General features: G+C 61.4%; 19 protein-coding genes. 10 read left to right on the top strand and 9 right to left on the bottom strand.

Features of this window, described 5'->3' with window-relative positions; all coding sequences use genetic code 11:
* Window positions 1-5 precede the first annotated feature (5 nt).
* The 8 genes from cimA to HPDFL43_RS14505 all read right to left on the bottom strand — a co-directional run bounded on the left by cimA (window position 6) and on the right by HPDFL43_RS14505 (window position 7,302).
* Window positions 6-1,625 carry a citramalate synthase gene (gene cimA, locus HPDFL43_RS14470; RefSeq protein ID WP_007198116.1) on the bottom strand — a complete coding sequence of 540 codons (1,620 nt, stop codon included), beginning with the start codon at window positions 1,623-1,625 and terminating at the stop codon, window positions 6-8.
* Window positions 1,622-2,584, bottom strand: coding sequence for a prolyl aminopeptidase (gene pip, locus HPDFL43_RS14475; RefSeq protein WP_007198117.1), 963 nt, complete (start codon window positions 2,582-2,584; stop codon window positions 1,622-1,624). Before pip ends, cimA begins: the two co-directional genes overlap by 4 nt.
* Before the next feature lie 120 nt (window positions 2,585-2,704).
* Window positions 2,705-3,172: a GFA family protein gene (locus tag HPDFL43_RS14480; protein WP_007198119.1), complete on the bottom strand. Its 468-nt coding sequence runs from the start codon at window positions 3,170-3,172 to the stop codon at window positions 2,705-2,707.
* A complete protein-coding gene (locus HPDFL43_RS14485) occupies window positions 3,169-3,585 on the bottom strand; it encodes a VOC family protein (RefSeq protein WP_007198120.1) in 417 nt (138 codons plus the stop codon). The genes HPDFL43_RS14480 and HPDFL43_RS14485 overlap by 4 nt, the downstream gene beginning before the upstream one ends.
* Window positions 3,575-3,949, bottom strand: a complete 375-nt coding sequence (locus HPDFL43_RS14490) for an endonuclease domain-containing protein (RefSeq protein WP_007198121.1) — start codon at window positions 3,947-3,949, stop codon at window positions 3,575-3,577. Before HPDFL43_RS14490 ends, HPDFL43_RS14485 begins: the two co-directional genes overlap by 11 nt.
* Window positions 3,950-4,164: 215 nt before the next feature.
* Entirely contained in the window at window positions 4,165-5,682 is a 1,518-nt protein-coding gene (gene cysS, locus HPDFL43_RS14495; protein ID WP_007198122.1) for a cysteine--tRNA ligase, read from the bottom strand.
* Window positions 5,683-5,875: 193 nt separating this feature from the next.
* Window positions 5,876-6,490 carry a LysE/ArgO family amino acid transporter gene (locus HPDFL43_RS14500; protein WP_210165668.1) on the bottom strand — a complete coding sequence of 205 codons (615 nt, stop codon included), beginning with the start codon at window positions 6,488-6,490 and terminating at the stop codon, window positions 5,876-5,878.
* Window positions 6,491-6,504: 14 nt separating this feature from the next.
* Window positions 6,505-7,302 (bottom strand): SOS response-associated peptidase, encoded by a 798-nt coding sequence (locus HPDFL43_RS14505; RefSeq protein ID WP_052093210.1) that lies wholly within the window; start codon window positions 7,300-7,302, stop codon window positions 6,505-6,507.
* 38 nt (window positions 7,303-7,340) lie between these two features.
* Here HPDFL43_RS14505 and HPDFL43_RS14510 point away from each other — a divergent pair, with 38 nt between their 5' ends.
* Window positions 7,341-7,763, top strand: a complete 423-nt coding sequence (locus HPDFL43_RS14510) for an NUDIX hydrolase (RefSeq protein WP_007198125.1) — start codon at window positions 7,341-7,343, stop codon at window positions 7,761-7,763.
* Between the two features lie 71 nt (window positions 7,764-7,834).
* Here HPDFL43_RS14510 and HPDFL43_RS14515 read toward each other — a convergent pair whose 3' ends face one another.
* A complete protein-coding gene (locus HPDFL43_RS14515) occupies window positions 7,835-8,464 on the bottom strand; it encodes an NAD(P)H-dependent oxidoreductase (protein WP_007198126.1) in 630 nt (209 codons plus the stop codon).
* A 325-nt stretch (window positions 8,465-8,789) separates the two neighbouring features.
* On the opposite strand from HPDFL43_RS14515, the gene HPDFL43_RS14520 reads away from it, so the two are divergent.
* The 9 genes from HPDFL43_RS14520 to HPDFL43_RS14560 all read left to right on the top strand — a co-directional run bounded on the left by HPDFL43_RS14520 (window position 8,790) and on the right by HPDFL43_RS14560 (window position 15,688).
* On the top strand, window positions 8,790-9,698 hold the full coding sequence (locus HPDFL43_RS14520; protein WP_007198127.1) for a homocysteine S-methyltransferase family protein: 909 nt from the start codon (window positions 8,790-8,792) through the stop codon (window positions 9,696-9,698).
* 106 nt (window positions 9,699-9,804) lie between these two features.
* A complete protein-coding gene (locus HPDFL43_RS14525) occupies window positions 9,805-10,833 on the top strand; it encodes a DUF3179 domain-containing protein (RefSeq protein ID WP_007198128.1) in 1,029 nt (342 codons plus the stop codon).
* A gap of 56 nt (window positions 10,834-10,889) precedes the next feature.
* Entirely contained in the window at window positions 10,890-11,315 is a 426-nt protein-coding gene (locus tag HPDFL43_RS14530; RefSeq protein ID WP_007198129.1) for a TIGR02301 family protein, read from the top strand.
* A gap of 92 nt (window positions 11,316-11,407) precedes the next feature.
* A complete protein-coding gene (locus HPDFL43_RS14535) occupies window positions 11,408-11,677 on the top strand; it encodes a hypothetical protein (RefSeq protein ID WP_007198130.1) in 270 nt (89 codons plus the stop codon).
* Window positions 11,678-11,697: 20 nt separating this feature from the next.
* Window positions 11,698-12,471, top strand: coding sequence for a hypothetical protein (locus HPDFL43_RS14540; RefSeq protein WP_007198131.1), 774 nt, complete (start codon window positions 11,698-11,700; stop codon window positions 12,469-12,471).
* 154 nt (window positions 12,472-12,625) lie between these two features.
* Window positions 12,626-13,477 (top strand): CAF17-like 4Fe-4S cluster assembly/insertion protein YgfZ, encoded by an 852-nt coding sequence (ygfZ, locus tag HPDFL43_RS14545; RefSeq protein WP_040449256.1) that lies wholly within the window; start codon window positions 12,626-12,628, stop codon window positions 13,475-13,477.
* 2 nt (window positions 13,478-13,479) lie between these two features.
* The gene (locus HPDFL43_RS14550) at window positions 13,480-14,094 is read left to right on the top strand and encodes a YfbR-like 5'-deoxynucleotidase (RefSeq protein WP_040449257.1); all 615 of its coding nucleotides are present in this window, start codon (window positions 13,480-13,482) and stop codon (window positions 14,092-14,094) included.
* 3 nt (window positions 14,095-14,097) lie between these two features.
* Window positions 14,098-14,667 carry a tyrosine phosphatase family protein gene (locus tag HPDFL43_RS14555; RefSeq protein WP_007198134.1) on the top strand — a complete coding sequence of 190 codons (570 nt, stop codon included), beginning with the start codon at window positions 14,098-14,100 and terminating at the stop codon, window positions 14,665-14,667.
* Window positions 14,668-14,674: 7 nt separating this feature from the next.
* The gene (locus HPDFL43_RS14560; protein ID WP_040450283.1) at window positions 14,675-15,688 is read left to right on the top strand and encodes an NUDIX hydrolase; all 1,014 of its coding nucleotides are present in this window, start codon (window positions 14,675-14,677) and stop codon (window positions 15,686-15,688) included.
* The last annotated feature ends 32 nt before the right edge of the window (window positions 15,689-15,720 follow it).

A 15,720-nucleotide genomic window follows, 5' to 3' on the forward strand; every position in this document is an offset into this window, starting at 1 on the left:
GGCTGCTACTCCGCGGCCACCTTCCCCGCAAGTTCGCGGTTCTTCATAAGCTTGAAGGTGATCGAATCCATCAGCGCCTGGAACGAGGCATCTATGATGTTGTCCGACACGCCCACGGTCCACCAGCGCGCGCCGGTTCCATCAGCCGATTCGATCAGAACGCGGGTGACCGCCTCGGTGCCGCCATTGAGGATGCGCACCTTGTAGTCGACCAGCTCCAGATCCTCTATTTCCGACTGGTAGACGCCAAGATCCTTGCGCAGCGCAATGTCGAGCGCATTTATCGGTCCGTGGCCCTCGGCCACCGACATCATTTCCTTGCCATCAACACTCAGCTTCACCACCGCTTCGGAAACCGTGCGCAACCGGCCCATGGCATCAAAGCGCCGCTCGACCATCACCCGGAAACTGTTGACCGTGAAATAGTCCGGCACCCGGCCAAGCGTCTTCAGAGCCAGCAGCTCGAAGCTCGCATCCGCGCCCTCATAGGCATACCCGGTGGCCTCGCGCTCCTTGACGATGCTGATCAGCTTGTCGAGCCGCGGGTCATCCTTGGCCACATCGATGCCGCGCTGCTTGAGCGCATTGATGAAATTCGACTTGCCGCCCTGATCCGACACCATCACCTTGCGGAAATTGCCGACGCTTTCCGGCGGCACATGCTCATAGGTGCGCGGATCCTTGAGCAGTGCCGAGGCATGGATGCCGGCCTTGGTGGCAAAGGCCGAAGCCCCGACATAGGGCGCCTGGGTGGCAGGCGGCCGGTTGAGCAGTTCATCAAAGGCGTGGCTCAGCCGGGTCAGCCCCTCGAGCTTGTCCTTGCTGATCGAGATCGCGAACCGGTCTGCATAGACCGGCTTGAGCGCAAGCGTGGCAACCAGCGTGATCAGGTTGGCATTGCCGCAGCGCTCACCGATCCCGTTGAGCGTTCCCTGAATATGGCGGACACCGGCGTCCACCGCCGCCAGCGAGTTGGCGACGGCCTGCCCCGTATCATTGTGGGCATGAATGCCGAGCCGCTCGCCCGGGATGCCATCGGCAATCAGGGTTGTCACGATCTCGGTGATTTCGGAGGGTTGCGTGCCGCCATTGGTGTCGCACAGCACAACCCAGCGCGCGCCAGCCTCGAACGCGGCTTTGGCACAGGCGACCGCATAGCCGGGATTGGCCTTGTAGCCGTCGAAGAAATGCTCGCAATCGACCATCGCCTCCTTGCCGGCTTCGATGACAGCTCTGACCGACTCGGAGATCGACGCGAGGTTCTCCTCATTGCTGCAGCCGAGCGCCACCTTGACGTGGTAGTCCCAGCTTTTGGCGACCAGGCAGACCGCATCGCCCGAGGCCTGCAAAAGCGCAGCCAGTCCGGGATCATTGGACGCCGACACGCCCGCGCGCTTGGTCATGCCGAAGGCAACGAACGAAGCATTCTCGGTCCTCGGCTTGGCAAAGAACGCACTGTCGGTCGGGTTGGCACCGGGATATCCGCCCTCGACATAGTCGAAGCCGAAACCATCGAGCAGCCCCGCAATGGAGATCTTGTCCTCGACCGAAAAATCAATGCCCGGCGTCTGCTGGCCATCTCTGAGCGTGGTGTCGAACAGGTAGATGCGTTGCTTGTCTGTCATGTGTCTGCCTTGCCCGCAAACCGGTCGGTTGCGCGGATCAGTTGATCGAGAATTCCAGGTTCCGAGAAGGCATGCCCTGCCCCCTCGACGAGATGAAAGTCAGCCCGCGGCCAGGCCTTGTGCAAGTGCCAGGCGGTGCGCACCGGACATGGCATGTCATAGCGGCCATGAATGATGACGCCGTCGATGCCCGACAGCCGTCCCGCGTCGCGCAGCAACTGCCCTTCCTCAAGCCAGCCCGCATGGACAAAGAAGTGGTTCTCAATGCGCGCGAACGCCAGAGCAAACTGATCCTCGTGGAAGACATCGCTGGTCGAGGGTTCGGGCAACAGCGTGATGGTCTCGCCCTCCCACCCGCTCCAGGCCTTGGCGGCCTCAAGCTGCTGAGCCTCGTCATCGCCAACCAGCCGCTTACGGTAGGCCGCCATCAGGTCACCACGCTCGGCTTGCGGGATCGGAGCCAGGAAGCGCTCCCATTTTTCGGGAAACATCTCCGAGACGCCGAACTGATAATACCAGTCAAGCTCGGCCTTGGTCAGCGTGTAGATGCCGCGCAGCACCAACTCGCTCACGCGGCCCGGATGAGTCTCGGCATAGGCCAGCGCCAGCGTCGACCCCCAGGATCCACCGAACACCAGCCACTGATCGAACCCGGCCATCTGCCTGAGCCGCTCGATATCCGCGACCAGATCCCAGGTGGTGTTGTTCTCAAGCGAGGCAAAGGGCATGGATCGCCCGCAGCCGCGCTGATCGAACAGGATCACGTCGTAGAGTTCGGAATCAAACAGCCGCCGGTGCACCGGTCCGCAGCCGCCACCGGGGCCACCATGCAGAAACACCGCCGGCTTGCCCCCCTTGGTGCCGACCCGCTCCCAATAGACCTGATGCCCGTCGCCAGTGTCGAGAAAGCCTGTCTCGAACGGCTCGATCTCCGGGTACAATTCGCGCAGCCCGCTCATGCCATCACCCCCAATTCACCCAGGCAACCACGGCGACCGTCACGACGGCCACCAGCGCGCCCTTGCCGATCAGGCCATAAAGCAGCCATTTCGGCATTTCGGTTCCCGGCTTGCGCTCATTCATGATGTCCGCTCCAGCCAGGTATCGGTGTCGTGGTCGGGATGCTGGTGGGACACGATGCGGGCGTTCCACGCCTCGTTATCCGTCTCGCGATCAGGTGTTGCCTCGGGAATTTCATGGAACCGCAGGGTGACCTCGTGCCGGTCGGCGATGTTGGCGTGATAGTCGATCCGGGCCACTGCGGGATCGTCAAGCGAGCCCACTGCAACCTCGTAGACATCGCCTGTCTCCAGTGTCAGCGGCGTGCCGCAATCCCTGCAGAAACCTCGGTTCGATAGGTTGGATGAGGCGAACACGGCGCGCGCTCCGCGGGTCCATTCGAACCCCTCCACCTCAACAAGCGGCGCAAAGTAATTGCCGAACGCCTTCTGGCACATCCGGCAATGGCAGATGGAGGCCTTGCCAAGCGTGGTGAACCGGTAGCGCACGGCGCCGCACTGGCAGCCACCGGTGTGGAATGCGCTCATTGTTCGTCCTCCGGCTCGAAGCAGACGGCCTCGATGTTGTGGCCTTCGGGGTCCGTCACAAAGGCGGCGTAGTACTCCGGATGATAGATCTCGCGAATGCCCGGCGCGCCGTTGTCGCTCCCGCCATTGGCAAGCCCGGCAGCATGAAAGCCACGCACCGCTTTGCGCGAGTCGGTGCGAAAGCAGATATGGGCATGCGGCGTCTGCGGGCCATCGCCTGAAAGCCAGAACTGCCCCTTGCGGCCAATCCCAAACCCGGCATGGGCGACAGAGCCGGTCTGCTCCGCCGTCACCTCGCCCACCAGCTCCATGCCGATCTCGGCAAGGATAGCCGCATAAAACCGCTTCGCCCTGTCCAGGTCAGCAACGCTCAGGCTGACATGATCCAGCATCATTTTGAGTTCAGTGGTCATCAAGATACGTGCTGATGGCTTTTTCAATTTCGAGGAACACGTGGTCCTCGGCATCAATCAGGTCTGAATTGTCAAACCTGAGCACAGTGTATCCCTGATCTTTCATCCACGCATCACGGACATTGTCATGGGCACGGCCCGCAACGGTTTCATGGCTGTCGCCGTCCACTTCGATGACGACCTTTTTCGACAGCCAGGCGAAATCGGCGATATAGGGTCCGATCGGCGTCTCACGCCGGAAGCGTGCGCCGCGCGGTCGGAAATCACGCAACAAGTTCCACATCTTCGCCTCTGCACGCGTCAGCTCTGTACGAAGCTTCCGAGCTCTCTCGCGTGTCTTGGGCGTGATGTTGGAATGGGGCATTGGTCATGTTCCCCGCGGCATTGAATTCGGGGCAAAGGAAGTCCCCTCCCCAACCCCTCCCCACAAGGGGGAGGGGCTACCAGGCCGCACCATCGCATCCAGCAATCCGCTCTTTGCAGTGGTGATGGATGTTTCGGCAGGCGCCAGCTGCACGGAGCCGAGCCCCTCCCCCTTGTGGGGAGGGGTTGGGGAGGGGTCTTTTCCCAAACAAAGCTTCACCGCTTCACTTCCCATGTCGTCACCCGCTCACCGGTCTCGGGGTCCTTGCCATCCTTGAGCTGAATGCCCTGAGCAAGCAGTTCATCACGGATCCGGTCGGCCTCGGCCCAGTTCTTGGCGGCGATGAAGGCGAGGCGTTCATTCACGCGAGAATCAACGTCTGACGCTTTCAAACCGACCAAGGCAGCCTCGACAACGGCTCTTAGTCCCTGCTTGTTTGCGCGAGCAACTGCGAAATCCTCGTCTTGTTTGGCAAGGCCAAGCCAAACAAGTGTTGCAGCAAGATCATTCCTAAGTTTCGTTTTTCCGATGGATTCTTGGTCTAAATCCGTAACTTTTCGTGATTCAGCCAACATGAAATCAATTACCAATTTTGCGGCCGAAAAATCGAGATCATCCGAGAGCGCTCGGACAACCTCCTTTGAAACTGATCCGTCCTCAGGAACACCGCGACGGGCATGAGGTCCCAACCAGTTGCTCAAACTGATGTTCGCCTCCTCCAGCCGCTTGACGCTAAAATCGATCGGCTCCCGGTAATGCGTCATCAGCATCGCCAGCCGCAGCACTTCGCCCGGCCACTTGCGGCCACCGAATTTGTCCGTCTCCAACAATTCCGCAATGGTGACGAAGTTGCCGTCGGACTTGGACATCTTCTTGCCTTCGACCTGCAGGAAGCCGTTGTGCATCCACAGGTTGGCCATCCGGTCATTGCCGTGGGCGCAGCAGGACTGGGCGATCTCGTTTTCGTGGTGCGGGAAGATCAGGTCCAGCCCGCCGCCATGAATGTCGAAGGTGGCGCCCAGATGATGCTCGCTCATCACCGAGCATTCGATGTGCCAGCCCGGGCGGCCATGAATGCTGATGGTCTGGCCGCCGTCTGCAAAAACCCCGTCCCAGCCGGGCTCGTCGCTCGCGGATTCCTTCCACAGCACGAAATCCGCCGGATTGCGCTTGTGGTCCTCGACCGCGATGCGGGCGCCGGCCTGCTGGTCCTCGGGCTTGCGGTTCGACAGCTTGCCATAGTCCGGCATCGACGAGACAGCGAACAGCACTTCGCGGCCCTCGCGCCCCGATGTCACATAGGCGTTGCCCTTGTCGATCAGCGTCTGGATCATTTTGACCATGCCATCGATATGGGCAGTGGCGCGTGGCTCATGCGTCGGTTCAAGGCAGCCGAGCGCCGCCGCATCCTTGTGGAAGCGATTGGCGGTCTTCTCGGTGACTTTCGCGATCGCCTCGTTGAGCGGCAGATCGGGATAGTCCCTGAGCGCCCTGGCGTTGATCTTGTCGTCGACGTCGGTGATGTTGCGCACATAGGTGACGTGATCCGCGCCATAGACATGGCGCAGAAGCCGGAACAGCACGTCAAAGACGATCACCGGCCGCGCATTGCCGATATGGGCAAAGTCATAGACCGTCGGTCCGCAGACATACATGCGGACATTGTCCTTGTCGATTGGCTGAAACTCTTCCTTGACCCGCGTCAGCGTGTTCCAGAATTTGAGCTCGCTCATGTCAACTCCCCGATGCCGGCCCCTGGCCCCGGGTCGTTTGTCCTGTATGTGAAAAGACGAAAACGGCCGAGCCAGCGAAACGCTAGCGAATAATAATGCCGCAAATGCAAATGGCGCGCGCGCCGTGTGCCGTTTTCATGGCCGTCTTATCCCCGATTGCGCGGTGCTGGTCAAGAGACACGATGCCGGCAGATCAACTGGTCAGGAAGCGGTAAAGCAGTGACGCGGAAAGCGCCGCCATCACCAGCGCGATCAACCCGTCGAGCACCCGCCAGGCAGATGGTTTGGCAAACAACGGCTCAAGCACCCGCGCGCCGTAGCCCAGCCCGAAAAACCACAGGAACGAAGCAGACATCGCGCCGATTGCAAACGCCAGCCTCGCCTCCCCCTGATAGCGCCCGCTCAGCCCGCCCACCAAGAGCACCGTGTCGAGATAGACATGCGGGTTGAGGAAGGTGAAGGCAAGGCAGGTCAACACCGCAGCCTTGAGCGATCCGGCGCCAGACTTGGCGGCCGTGAGTGCCGTAGGCGCAAGCGCGCGCCTGAGCGCCAGCACCGCATAGCAGGCGAGAAACAGCGCACCGCCCAGCGTCACAATCGCGATCAGCAGATCGGAGCCCGAAATCACCGCCCCGAGCCCCGCCACGCCAAGCCCGATCAGCATGGCATCCGAGACCGCGCAAATGAGGCACAGGATGAACACATGCTGGCGGATCAACCCTTGGCGCAGGATGAAGGCGTTCTGCGCGCCGATGGCGATGATCAGTGATCCGCCGAGCAGCAGTCCGGCAATGGCAGGAGCAAACAGGGATGTCATGGTGTCTAGAACAACTTCAATTGATCGGGTGGGGTCTCAGGCGCCTTGGTTTTTGCAGCGCGTTTTGCGGGCCTGGCTGGCTCGACCTCCACAGCTGCGTCGTCACCTGCAGGCTCCTGCACCTCCGGGCCGCTGTTGGCAACCTTGTTGACCAGATCGGAGACCCGGATTGCCTCGAAATAATCATCCGACGCGGGAACCATCAGATCCGCCACATGCCGCGGCTCCTGGTTGAGACAATCGAGCCAGCGCGGGAAATTCTCAGGCGCAATCACCACCGGCATCCGGTCATGGATCGGCGCCACCTCGCGGTTCGGCCCCACGGTGAGCACCGCCGCGGTGTCCACTTCGGCGCCATCGGCGCTCATATAGGTTTCCATCAATCCGGCAAAGGCAACGATGCCGCCCTGCCGGGGCTTGATCCAGTAGGGTGTCGATTTTTGTTTCGATCCCTTGGGCGGGCGCTGCCACTCGTAAAACCCGGAAGCTGCGATCAACACACGGCGGTGCCGCATGGCGGCGCGGAACGAGGCCTTCTCGGCCGCCGTTTCAGAGCGTGCGTTGATCAGCAGCGGAAAATCCGCCGGATCCTTGACCCAGCCCGGCAGGAAGCCCCAGCGCGCCAGGAGCGCACGACGGTCCGTGCGGTTGTCACCCTCCTCGCGGCGAAGATCCCCCGCGACAATCAGGATCGGCTGCGTCGGCGCAATATTGTAACGCGGCGGGAAATCCTCGATCTCCTCGAGCCCGAAAAGTTCCTGCACCTCCTGGGGGGTTGCGGTGAGTGAAAAACGTCCACACATTGCCAACCCATGACTGAGGACGGAGATTGGGTCAAGCAATGAGCGCACGGGAAGAACGGGGACAATCAGGGCCAGCGCTTGCCGTGTCGGTGGCTCTGGAGCGCGATGGCAGATATCTGCTGGTTCTGCGCGCCAACCCGCCGGCGCAGCACATGTATGCTTTCCCGGGAGGCCGGGTGGAGCCTGACGAGGCGCTTGCCGACGCCGCCCTGCGTGAACTCGAGGAGGAAACGGGGCTCAGGGCCTCCAATCCGCGCCCCTTCGCCAGTTTCGACCTCACATCCGATGATCCCGGCAGATCCGGTTTCATGCTGACCGTCTTCCTGGCCGACGATCCCGGCGGCGAGGCCCTTGCGCTTGATGATGCCAAGGCAATTGGCTGGTTTACACCCGGCGAAGTCAAGGCCCTGCCGGTGCCGCAGAGCATGCTGGACTGTATGGATATGCTCGCAGTGGGCTGACCGGGCCGGGCCCTAAGCCCGTTGATCGAAAAACGCCGCGCCCCGTCTCAAGAGCGCGGCGATCAGGGATTCTAGACGACGCTGACGAAGTCTTCTTTGGCGCGGCGGACCTTCTTGAGATTGACCAGCCAGTCACCTTCGCTGTCCCGTTGGCCGATCGGCATCAGCGTGACCGAGCGCAATCCGCGTTCCTTGAGGCCGAGGATCTCGTCCACCTTGGCCGGATCGAAGCCTTCCATCGGGGTTGCATCCACTTCCTCGAAAGCGGCCGCTGTCAGTGCGATGCCCAGCCCGATATAGGCCTGGCGGGCTGCATGCTGATAATTCTCCTCGGCATCACGCGGCACGTAGCCAGCGAGCAGCTTCTGACGGTAGGCTTCCCAGCCCTCGTTGGTACCGCCTCGCTCCTCGTTGACCAGATCGAACATGGCGTTGATACGGTCAGCGGTGTAATTGTCCCAGGCGGCGAACACCAGGAGATGCGAGCCCTCTGTCACCTGCGCCTGATCCCAGGCCGCTTCGCGGATTTTCGCGCGGGTGTCCGGATCATTCACCACAATGATCTCGAACGGCTGCAAGCCGCTGGATGTCGGCGCAAGCCGCGCGGCTTCCAGAATGGCGTTGAGCTTGTCTTCGGAAACCTTCTTGTCCGGATTCATTTTCTTGGTCGCGTAGCGCCAGTTGAGCTTTTCGAGCAACATTTTTGCAGGCCTTTCAGTGGGAAGTGATCGCGAAGCAAGGAGCGGCTTGGGAGGTTTGCGCCAGCCTGCGAACAATGAGGGTTTTGGTATGGCCCGTTTCACTTATGGATCGCCGTCCGAACCGCAAGTAGGCACTTTTTGCATACCACCGCCTCACCCCACATTCCGGTTGGAGTGAAGGGTCCCGATTGCGCATCGGACACTGAAAACCTGTTGACCTTTTGAGCATTTTGTCCTCACAAGCAGATCAGCCCGGCGGTGGAAACGCTGCGGCGCAAGGCAATCGCAAGGCGGCATCGTGCCGCCCCAGGCAGGGACAAACCGCATGCCACACACTGTCCGTATCCTTGATGGCGGCATGAGCCGTGAACTCACACGACTGGGCGCCCGGCTGGTGCAACCGGAATGGTCGGCACTGGCTCTGATCGAAAGCCCGGAAATCGTGCGCCAGGTGCACGTGGAATTCATTGATGCCGGCGCCGACGCCATCACCACCAACAGCTACGCGCTGGTGCCATTCCATATTGGCGAAGAGCGGTTTGCATCTGATGGCGCAGCGCTGATCGAACTCTCCGGGCGGCTGGCACGCGAAGCGGCCGATGCAAGCAAAGTCCGCAACATCATGGTCTGCGGTTCGCTGCCCCCCTTGTTCGGCTCCTACGAGCCGGAGAACTTCGATGCCGCTCGGGCACCGGAATATCTCTCGGTTCTGGTCGGCAACCTTGCGCCGAATGTTGATGTCTGGCTTGGCGAGACCTTGAGCCTGATTGCCGAAGCCGAGGCCGTGAAAACTGCGGTCGCCGACACCGGCAAGCCGCTCTGGGTTGCCTTCACCCTCAAAGACGATGTGGCTGCGTTGAGCCAGGCACCGGTACTGCGATCGGGTGAGACCGTCGCTGATGCAGTGGCATGGGCTGCGCAATCCGGAATCGAGGCCCTTCTGTTCAATTGCTCAAGGCCCGAAATCATGGAAGCGGCAATTGCCCAGGCCGCCGCAGTCTTTGAGCAAAAGGGCGTCGGCATCGAGATCGGCGTCTACGCCAATGCCTTCGAGCAGGAAACCGCCAGCGAAAAAGCCAATGAGGGCCTGAGCGGCATGCGCGCGGAACTTGAAGGCGAAGGCTACATCGGATTCGCGCGGTCCTGGGTGGCCGCTGGTGCCACACTGGTCGGCGGCTGTTGCGGAATTGGTGCTTCGCAGATCCGTCGTCTTGCGGAAGACCTGAAAGCCTGAACACCGTCCCGCCGGCAAACCCGGCATCGTTTGCGAAGCTGGCCGATAAACCAATTGTGAGCGGGCTTGATTGGAGGTCGCGCTGCAACGCAGCCATCATGCCCCAATGAGAGGCTTCAATTACCAATCGCCCGCGAAATCCGGGCAGAACAAATGCTTCAGCGCGATTGCGCTCACGCTCTTCGCCGGACTTTGGCTTGCTGTTTCTGCAACGGTCGCAGCCGCCGATCCCGACCGCTGGCGTGCGGAAGGCTGGAAGACCGATTTCTCTCAATCGATCATCGATTTTTCCACCATCATGTCGGGCGGACCTCCGCGTGACGGTATTCCATCCATTGACGATCCAGCCTTTCTGCCGGTCGCCCAGGCCGCCGGTCTTGACGACAAGGAACCGGTCATGTCGGTGGTCATCGATGGCGAGGCCCGCGCCTACCCGCTGCGGGTGATGATCTGGCACGAGATCGTCAACGACACGCTGGCCGGACGGGCCATCGCGGTGACCTATTGCCCTCTTTGCAATGCGGCAATCGTGTTTGACCGCACGGTCGAAGGCTCGGAAACGACCTTTGGAACCACCGGCAAACTGCGCAATTCGGATCTGGTGATGTATGATCGCGAGACCGACAGCTGGTGGCAGCAATTCACCGGCGAGGCAATTACCGGCGCGCGAACCGGAGTGGAGCTGGAAGTGATCCCCTCGCGGCTCGAAGCATGGGAGACGTTCCGCACGCGCCATCCCGACGGCGAGGTTCTCACACCCAACAATCCCGGCTTTCGTGACTATGGCCGCAACCCCTATGCAGGTTACGACACCTCCGGTGTCCCGTTTCTTTATCGCGGTCCGATGCCCGAAGGCATCCTGCCCCTTTCCTACGTCGTTGTGGTGCGCGAAGACCCTGCACCGGTGGCTGTCTCCCTGGACCGGGTGCGCCGCGATGGCGAGATCGAGCTTGAAAATGGCACCATCATCACCTGGGTGCCGGGCGTCCGCTCGGCACTCGATGACAGTTCCATTGCCCAGGGGCGCGAAATCGGCAGCATAACCGTCACCCGGAACGGCGAGGATCTGGCCCATGAGCTGACCTTCGCCTTCGTGGCAGAGGCCTTTTTGCCCGGAACGCCGATTCTGGATTGAAGGCTTGGAGCATTGGCGGGATTTCATCCGCCACGCTCTTGGTGTATTGAGCGCGGATGTTGCGCAGTCTTTTTGTGATACTCGGTCTTGTTCTATCTGTGCCGCTGATCGGTGGCGGTGCGACAGCACACGCCCAGACAACGGAAGACAACGCGCCGGTGGCGACCTACACCGAGCCGCCACCCTATCAGGACCGGCTGCTGCGTCTGGCAGAAATCCTTGGTTCGGTTCAGTATTTGCGGGATCTCTGCAATGGCGAATCCGAAACCTCGTGGCGTGACTCCATGCAGGCACTGATTGACAGCGAGACGGCTGGAGAGCCCCAACGGCGCGAATCTCTCACCGCCGGTTACAATCGTGGCTTTCGCGCTTTTGCCTCAGTTTACGCCTCCTGTACGGATGCTGCACGGGTTGCAGAGGCCCGATACCGTCGCGAAGGTGCAACACTTGTGTCGGAAATTGTTGCACGCTACGGAAATTGAGGGTTTGTTAACCGATATCGTCTCGCACCCGTGCCGAAATCGATCAAGCCATGCTAGGGTGTTAACGACATGGTAAGTAAGAGTTGATCCGCATGACACATACCACGCATCACACTCCCGAAGAACTTGACGAGCTGATCATTCAGGAGAAGCTTCAAGTGGCACTAGAGTTACAACATGACGCCTGGGCTGAAAGCACAGCCGATGGCATCGAGCCGGAAATCATCGCGGATGCTGCAATGATCACCGCAATTCGTGAAACCGTCAGGGCAATGGGCGAAGATCAGGCCGAAGCGCTGATCGATTCGCTGCGCGAACGCATTCTGGCCGGTGAATTTTCGCCCGAACGCGTGTTGCAATAGACCATCGAACGGGGAGACAGGTGGGCGATCAAAGCAGACGCCATTCCGCCTTCGGCAGAGTCCTTGCCGGTCTCCTGTTTGCCGCACCGGTCTTCATCGGAGCTGCGCCTGAACACGCGCTTGCGCTGAGCGAACTCAAACCCGCCGAAGCACCATCCCCGGAAACACCGGGCACTGACCCCTTGGACGCAAACGACCTTCCACCGCTTGAAGGACCCTTGAGCGGGCCAGACGGCGGCCTGCCTTTGCCCGACCCGGTTATCCGGACACCGCTGCCAGCGAAGGACCAGGCCTCGGATGCGAACGAGCAGAACAAACAGGCCGTTTCCATTGAATTGATGCGTGACCTCTCACTGCTCCCCGAGCCGGTGCAACGCATGCGAACGCTGATTATCGAGGCTGCGACGAGTGGTGACCCGGAACGTTTGCGGGCTTTGCTTGGCACAGGCCCGACGGCGACCCGTCTTTCCTTTGGCGAGATCGACGGCGACCCGGTCACCTACATCCGTGCGATTTCCGGAGATGGTGAGGGCCTCGAAATCCTGGCCATCATGATCGACCTGCTCGACGCAGGTTTCGTCCGGCTTGACGCGGACGGACCCGAAGAAGCCTTCGTGTGGCCCTATTTCGCAGCCGTGCCGCTCGAAAGCCTGGCACCGCCGCAGCGGGTCGAGTTGCTGCGGATTGTGACAGCCGGCGATATCGAGGATATGAAGGCCTATGGTGCCTACAATTTTTTCCGTATCGGCATCACGCCGGACGGTGCCTGGAGCTTTTTCATGGCGGGTGACTAGGGGCAGGACTTAAGGCATGTCACCAACGCAGCTTTGACAGGCTTCTTCTGTTCTCCAACCGGAACTGTGATGCTGAGGCCCTTGTCCACGCCGTTGCAACCGCTTACCTAACGGGCTGACGATGTGATGTGCCATCAACCCGGAGTGCCGCCCAGTGCCAGCCCTCATTCTGACTGACCGAACAACAGTGCATGTCGATGGCGCCGAGGCAGAGCATTTCCTGCAAAACCTGATCACGGCAAATGTCGAAACACTTAAGTCCGGGTGTGTCCAGGCGGCCGCGCTCCTGACCCCCCAAGGCAAGATCCTGTTCGACTTTCTGATCTCGCGCGCTCCTGAAGGCGGTTTCCATCTCGATATCGACGGCAAATTGACCGACGGTTTCATGAAGCGCCTGACGCTCTACAAGCTGCGTGCCAACGTGAGTTTTGACAGGCAGGCAGACACACCGGTGATTGCTGGCTGGGACCAACCGCGGCCAGACGCGGCCCTGATTGACAATCGTTTCCCTGAAACTGCAGGCGTCTGGCGCCTTTATGGCAGCAACGCCAACCTCGGCGCCGGACAAGCGGACTGGGATAGTCTCCGCATTGCCTATGGCGTGGCCGAATCGGGGAGCGATTACGCGCTCTCCGATGCTTTCCCCCATGACATCCTGATGGACAAGAACCACGGCGTAGACTTTCGCAAGGGCTGCTATGTCGGCCAGGAAGTGGTTTCGCGGATGCACCATCGCGGCACCGCGCGCCGGCGTGTGGTCACGGTGAGCGGAGAGGCAACGCTTCCCCCATCCGGCACCAGCATTCAGGCAGGCACAAAACCGGTCGGCGAACTTGGCACGGTAAGCGGCGACCGTGCATTGGCGATTGTGCGGATCGACCGCGTTGCCGATGCGATGGCGGCGGAGCATCAGTTGACCGCGGATGGTATTGCCGTAACGCTCACGCTGCCGGACTGGACGGGCCTGAGTATCAATCCGGACACCCAAACCGCTGCGGACGCCTGATCATGCCTGTTTCTGAAAAGCCGCCACGCGCCTGGCAACGCATGCTTTCGGGGCGGCGGCTGGACCTGCTCGATCCCTCACCGCTCGATGTGGAGATTTCCGACATTGCCCAGGGCCTGGCGCGGGTGGCGCGCTGGAACGGCCAGACCCGGGGCGATCATGCCTTTTCCGTCGCACAACACTCCTTGATGGTTGAAACCATCATCGGGCATCTGGGGGCAGCTTCGCCCGAAATCCGGCAATTGGCGCTGTTGCATGATGCGCCCGAATACGTGATCGGCGACATGATCTCACCGTTCAAATCGGTTGTCGGCGGCGGCTACAAGACGGTGGAGGCAAAACTGGAAGCCGCCATCCACATCCGCTTTGGCCTGCCTGCAACATTGCCAAAGGCCACCAAGGCCCTGATCAAGCGCGCCGACCGCATCTCCGCCTATTTCGAAGCCACCGAACTGGCAGGTTTTTCGGACACCGAAGCGCGTGCTTTCTTCGGCCCTCCACGCGGCATCAGCCGTGACATGCTCGATGTCAGCCCCTGCCCTGCCGCCCAGATCGAGCGGCAGTTTCTCGATCGCTTCGAGGCCATCGAAGCCCTGCGCCAGAAGGGAAAACCCTGAGCGATGCCTTATCTGGTCGTCTGCCCTCTCAATCAGATCGCGGAAAGTGCCGTGCTTCACGGCGCGCGCGAAATGATCAGCCTCCTGGCGGAAAACCAGCAGTTCCACCGGCCCGGCGTGATTGATCCCGACCGCCATCTCAATCTCGGCGTCAACGACATCTCACAGGCCAGACAAGGCCTTGTGGCACCGGGAGAAGATCATGTGGAGCGCATCATCGCCTTCGCCCGGGAGTGGGACCGGAACGCGCCATTGGTGATCCATTGCTGGATGGGAATCTCGCGCTCACCCGCCAGTGCATTGATTGCAGCGCTCGCACTGGCGCCCGATCAGGATGATGGGGCGCTTGCACGCCGCCTGCGTGACGCCTCCCCCTATGCCACCCCCAACCAGCGGCTGATCGAAATCGGTGACACCATGCTGGGCCGCGGCGGAAAGCTGACACATGCCGTCCAGAAGATCGGTCGCGGAGCCGAGGCATTTCAGGGCAGCCGTTTCTGCCTGGGGCTACGCCCTGATGACGATGTTCCACCCGCTACGCCGGACCGCCCAGCCGCCAAGCGGACACAGTGAGGTGGCCATGGAGCCCACCGCCAAGTCTGACACCGAACCCGACGATATTCCGCCGCTGCGCATCGGATTGAACGCAGCCATCGTGGCGGTGACCGATCACACACCAAGCATCCTCGCCGTGCCCGCAGTTCCCGGGCAGCGGCGGGCTGACGGCCTGCCCTTCGGCCCGTTTGACCCCGCACGCCACCGCACCTTCGAGGCCAGCTTGCGCGACAGCGTGGAACAGCAGACCGCGCTCAAACTTGGCTATGTCGAGCAGCTCTACACCTTTGGTGACCGCGGCCGGCACCGCCGTGATGATGCCGCCAGGGAAGAAAGCGGCCCGCATCTCGTCTCGGTCGGTTATCTGGCGCTCACCCGTGCCGATGCAGGAAACCCGGAGGCGCTGGCGGCAACCGGCGCGCGCTGGCGCGGCTGGTACGAGCTGTTTCCATGGGAGGACTGGCGCAACGGCCGCCCGGCAATGCTCGATGCGGCAATTCTGCCCCGGCTTGAGGCCTGGGCCGGCGAACCCCTGAAGGCCCAGCACAGTCCCAGCCGGAAGGCACGCATAAGATTGGCGTTTGGGCTCAAGGAGTTCCCCTGGGACGAAGAACGTGTGCTGGATCGCTACGAACTTCTCTATGAGGCCGGTCTGCTGGTGGAATCGGTCAATGACCAGCGGGTGGCGTCCACCGGGTTGTCAGCCCAGCTCGGCCAGGCCATGCGCTTCGACCACCGCCGCATTGCCGCCACCGCCGTGCAGCGGCTGCGCGCCAAGATCAAATACCGCCCGGTGATCTTCGAGCTGATGCCGCCCGAATTCACCCTCACCGAGTTGCAGACAACAGTGCAGGCGATCTCCGGCCGGCACCTGCACAAGCAGAATTTCCGCCGCCTCGTCGAAGGCGCGGAGCTGGTGGAACCCACCGGAGCAACAAGCTCGGCAACCGGCGGGCGGCCTGCAGCGCTCTATCGCTTCCGCGCCCAGATCCTGGAAGAACGCCCGGTGCCGGGTTTGAGACTTGGTGGGCGCGGCTAAGGCGCCACACCCCAGAAGGCCCTCATTTTTTA

The organism is Hoeflea phototrophica DFL-43, from assembly GCF_000154705.2.
GTDB classification, from domain to species: domain Bacteria; phylum Pseudomonadota; class Alphaproteobacteria; order Rhizobiales; family Rhizobiaceae; genus Hoeflea; species Hoeflea phototrophica.

Coding starts and splice junctions, on each gene's coding strand:
- HPDFL43_RS14490 (WP_007198121.1), bottom strand. CDS start 3,949: ATGCCCCATTCCAACATCACGCCCAAGACACGCGAGAGAGCTCGGAAG.
- HPDFL43_RS14505 (WP_052093210.1), bottom strand. CDS start 7,302: ATGTGTGGACGTTTTTCACTCACCGCAACCCCCCAGGAGGTGCAGGAA.
- cimA (WP_007198116.1), bottom strand. CDS start 1,625: ATGACAGACAAGCAACGCATCTACCTGTTCGACACCACGCTCAGAGAT.
- HPDFL43_RS14535 (WP_007198130.1), top strand. CDS start 11,408: ATGACACATACCACGCATCACACTCCCGAAGAACTTGACGAGCTGATC.
- HPDFL43_RS14485 (WP_007198120.1), bottom strand. CDS start 3,585: ATGACCACTGAACTCAAAATGATGCTGGATCATGTCAGCCTGAGCGTT.
- HPDFL43_RS14520 (WP_007198127.1), top strand. CDS start 8,790: ATGCCACACACTGTCCGTATCCTTGATGGCGGCATGAGCCGTGAACTC.
- HPDFL43_RS14530 (WP_007198129.1), top strand. CDS start 10,890: ATGTTGCGCAGTCTTTTTGTGATACTCGGTCTTGTTCTATCTGTGCCG.
- cysS (WP_007198122.1), bottom strand. CDS start 5,682: ATGAGCGAGCTCAAATTCTGGAACACGCTGACGCGGGTCAAGGAAGAG.
- HPDFL43_RS14510 (WP_007198125.1), top strand. CDS start 7,341: ATGAGCGCACGGGAAGAACGGGGACAATCAGGGCCAGCGCTTGCCGTG.
- HPDFL43_RS14480 (WP_007198119.1), bottom strand. CDS start 3,172: ATGAGCGCATTCCACACCGGTGGCTGCCAGTGCGGCGCCGTGCGCTAC.
- HPDFL43_RS14555 (WP_007198134.1), top strand. CDS start 14,098: ATGCCTTATCTGGTCGTCTGCCCTCTCAATCAGATCGCGGAAAGTGCC.
- HPDFL43_RS14525 (WP_007198128.1), top strand. CDS start 9,805: ATGAGAGGCTTCAATTACCAATCGCCCGCGAAATCCGGGCAGAACAAA.
- HPDFL43_RS14560 (WP_040450283.1), top strand. CDS start 14,675: ATGGAGCCCACCGCCAAGTCTGACACCGAACCCGACGATATTCCGCCG.
- HPDFL43_RS14550 (WP_040449257.1), top strand. CDS start 13,480: ATGCCTGTTTCTGAAAAGCCGCCACGCGCCTGGCAACGCATGCTTTCG.
- HPDFL43_RS14515 (WP_007198126.1), bottom strand. CDS start 8,464: ATGTTGCTCGAAAAGCTCAACTGGCGCTACGCGACCAAGAAAATGAAT.
- pip (WP_007198117.1), bottom strand. CDS start 2,584: ATGAGCGGGCTGCGCGAATTGTACCCGGAGATCGAGCCGTTCGAGACA.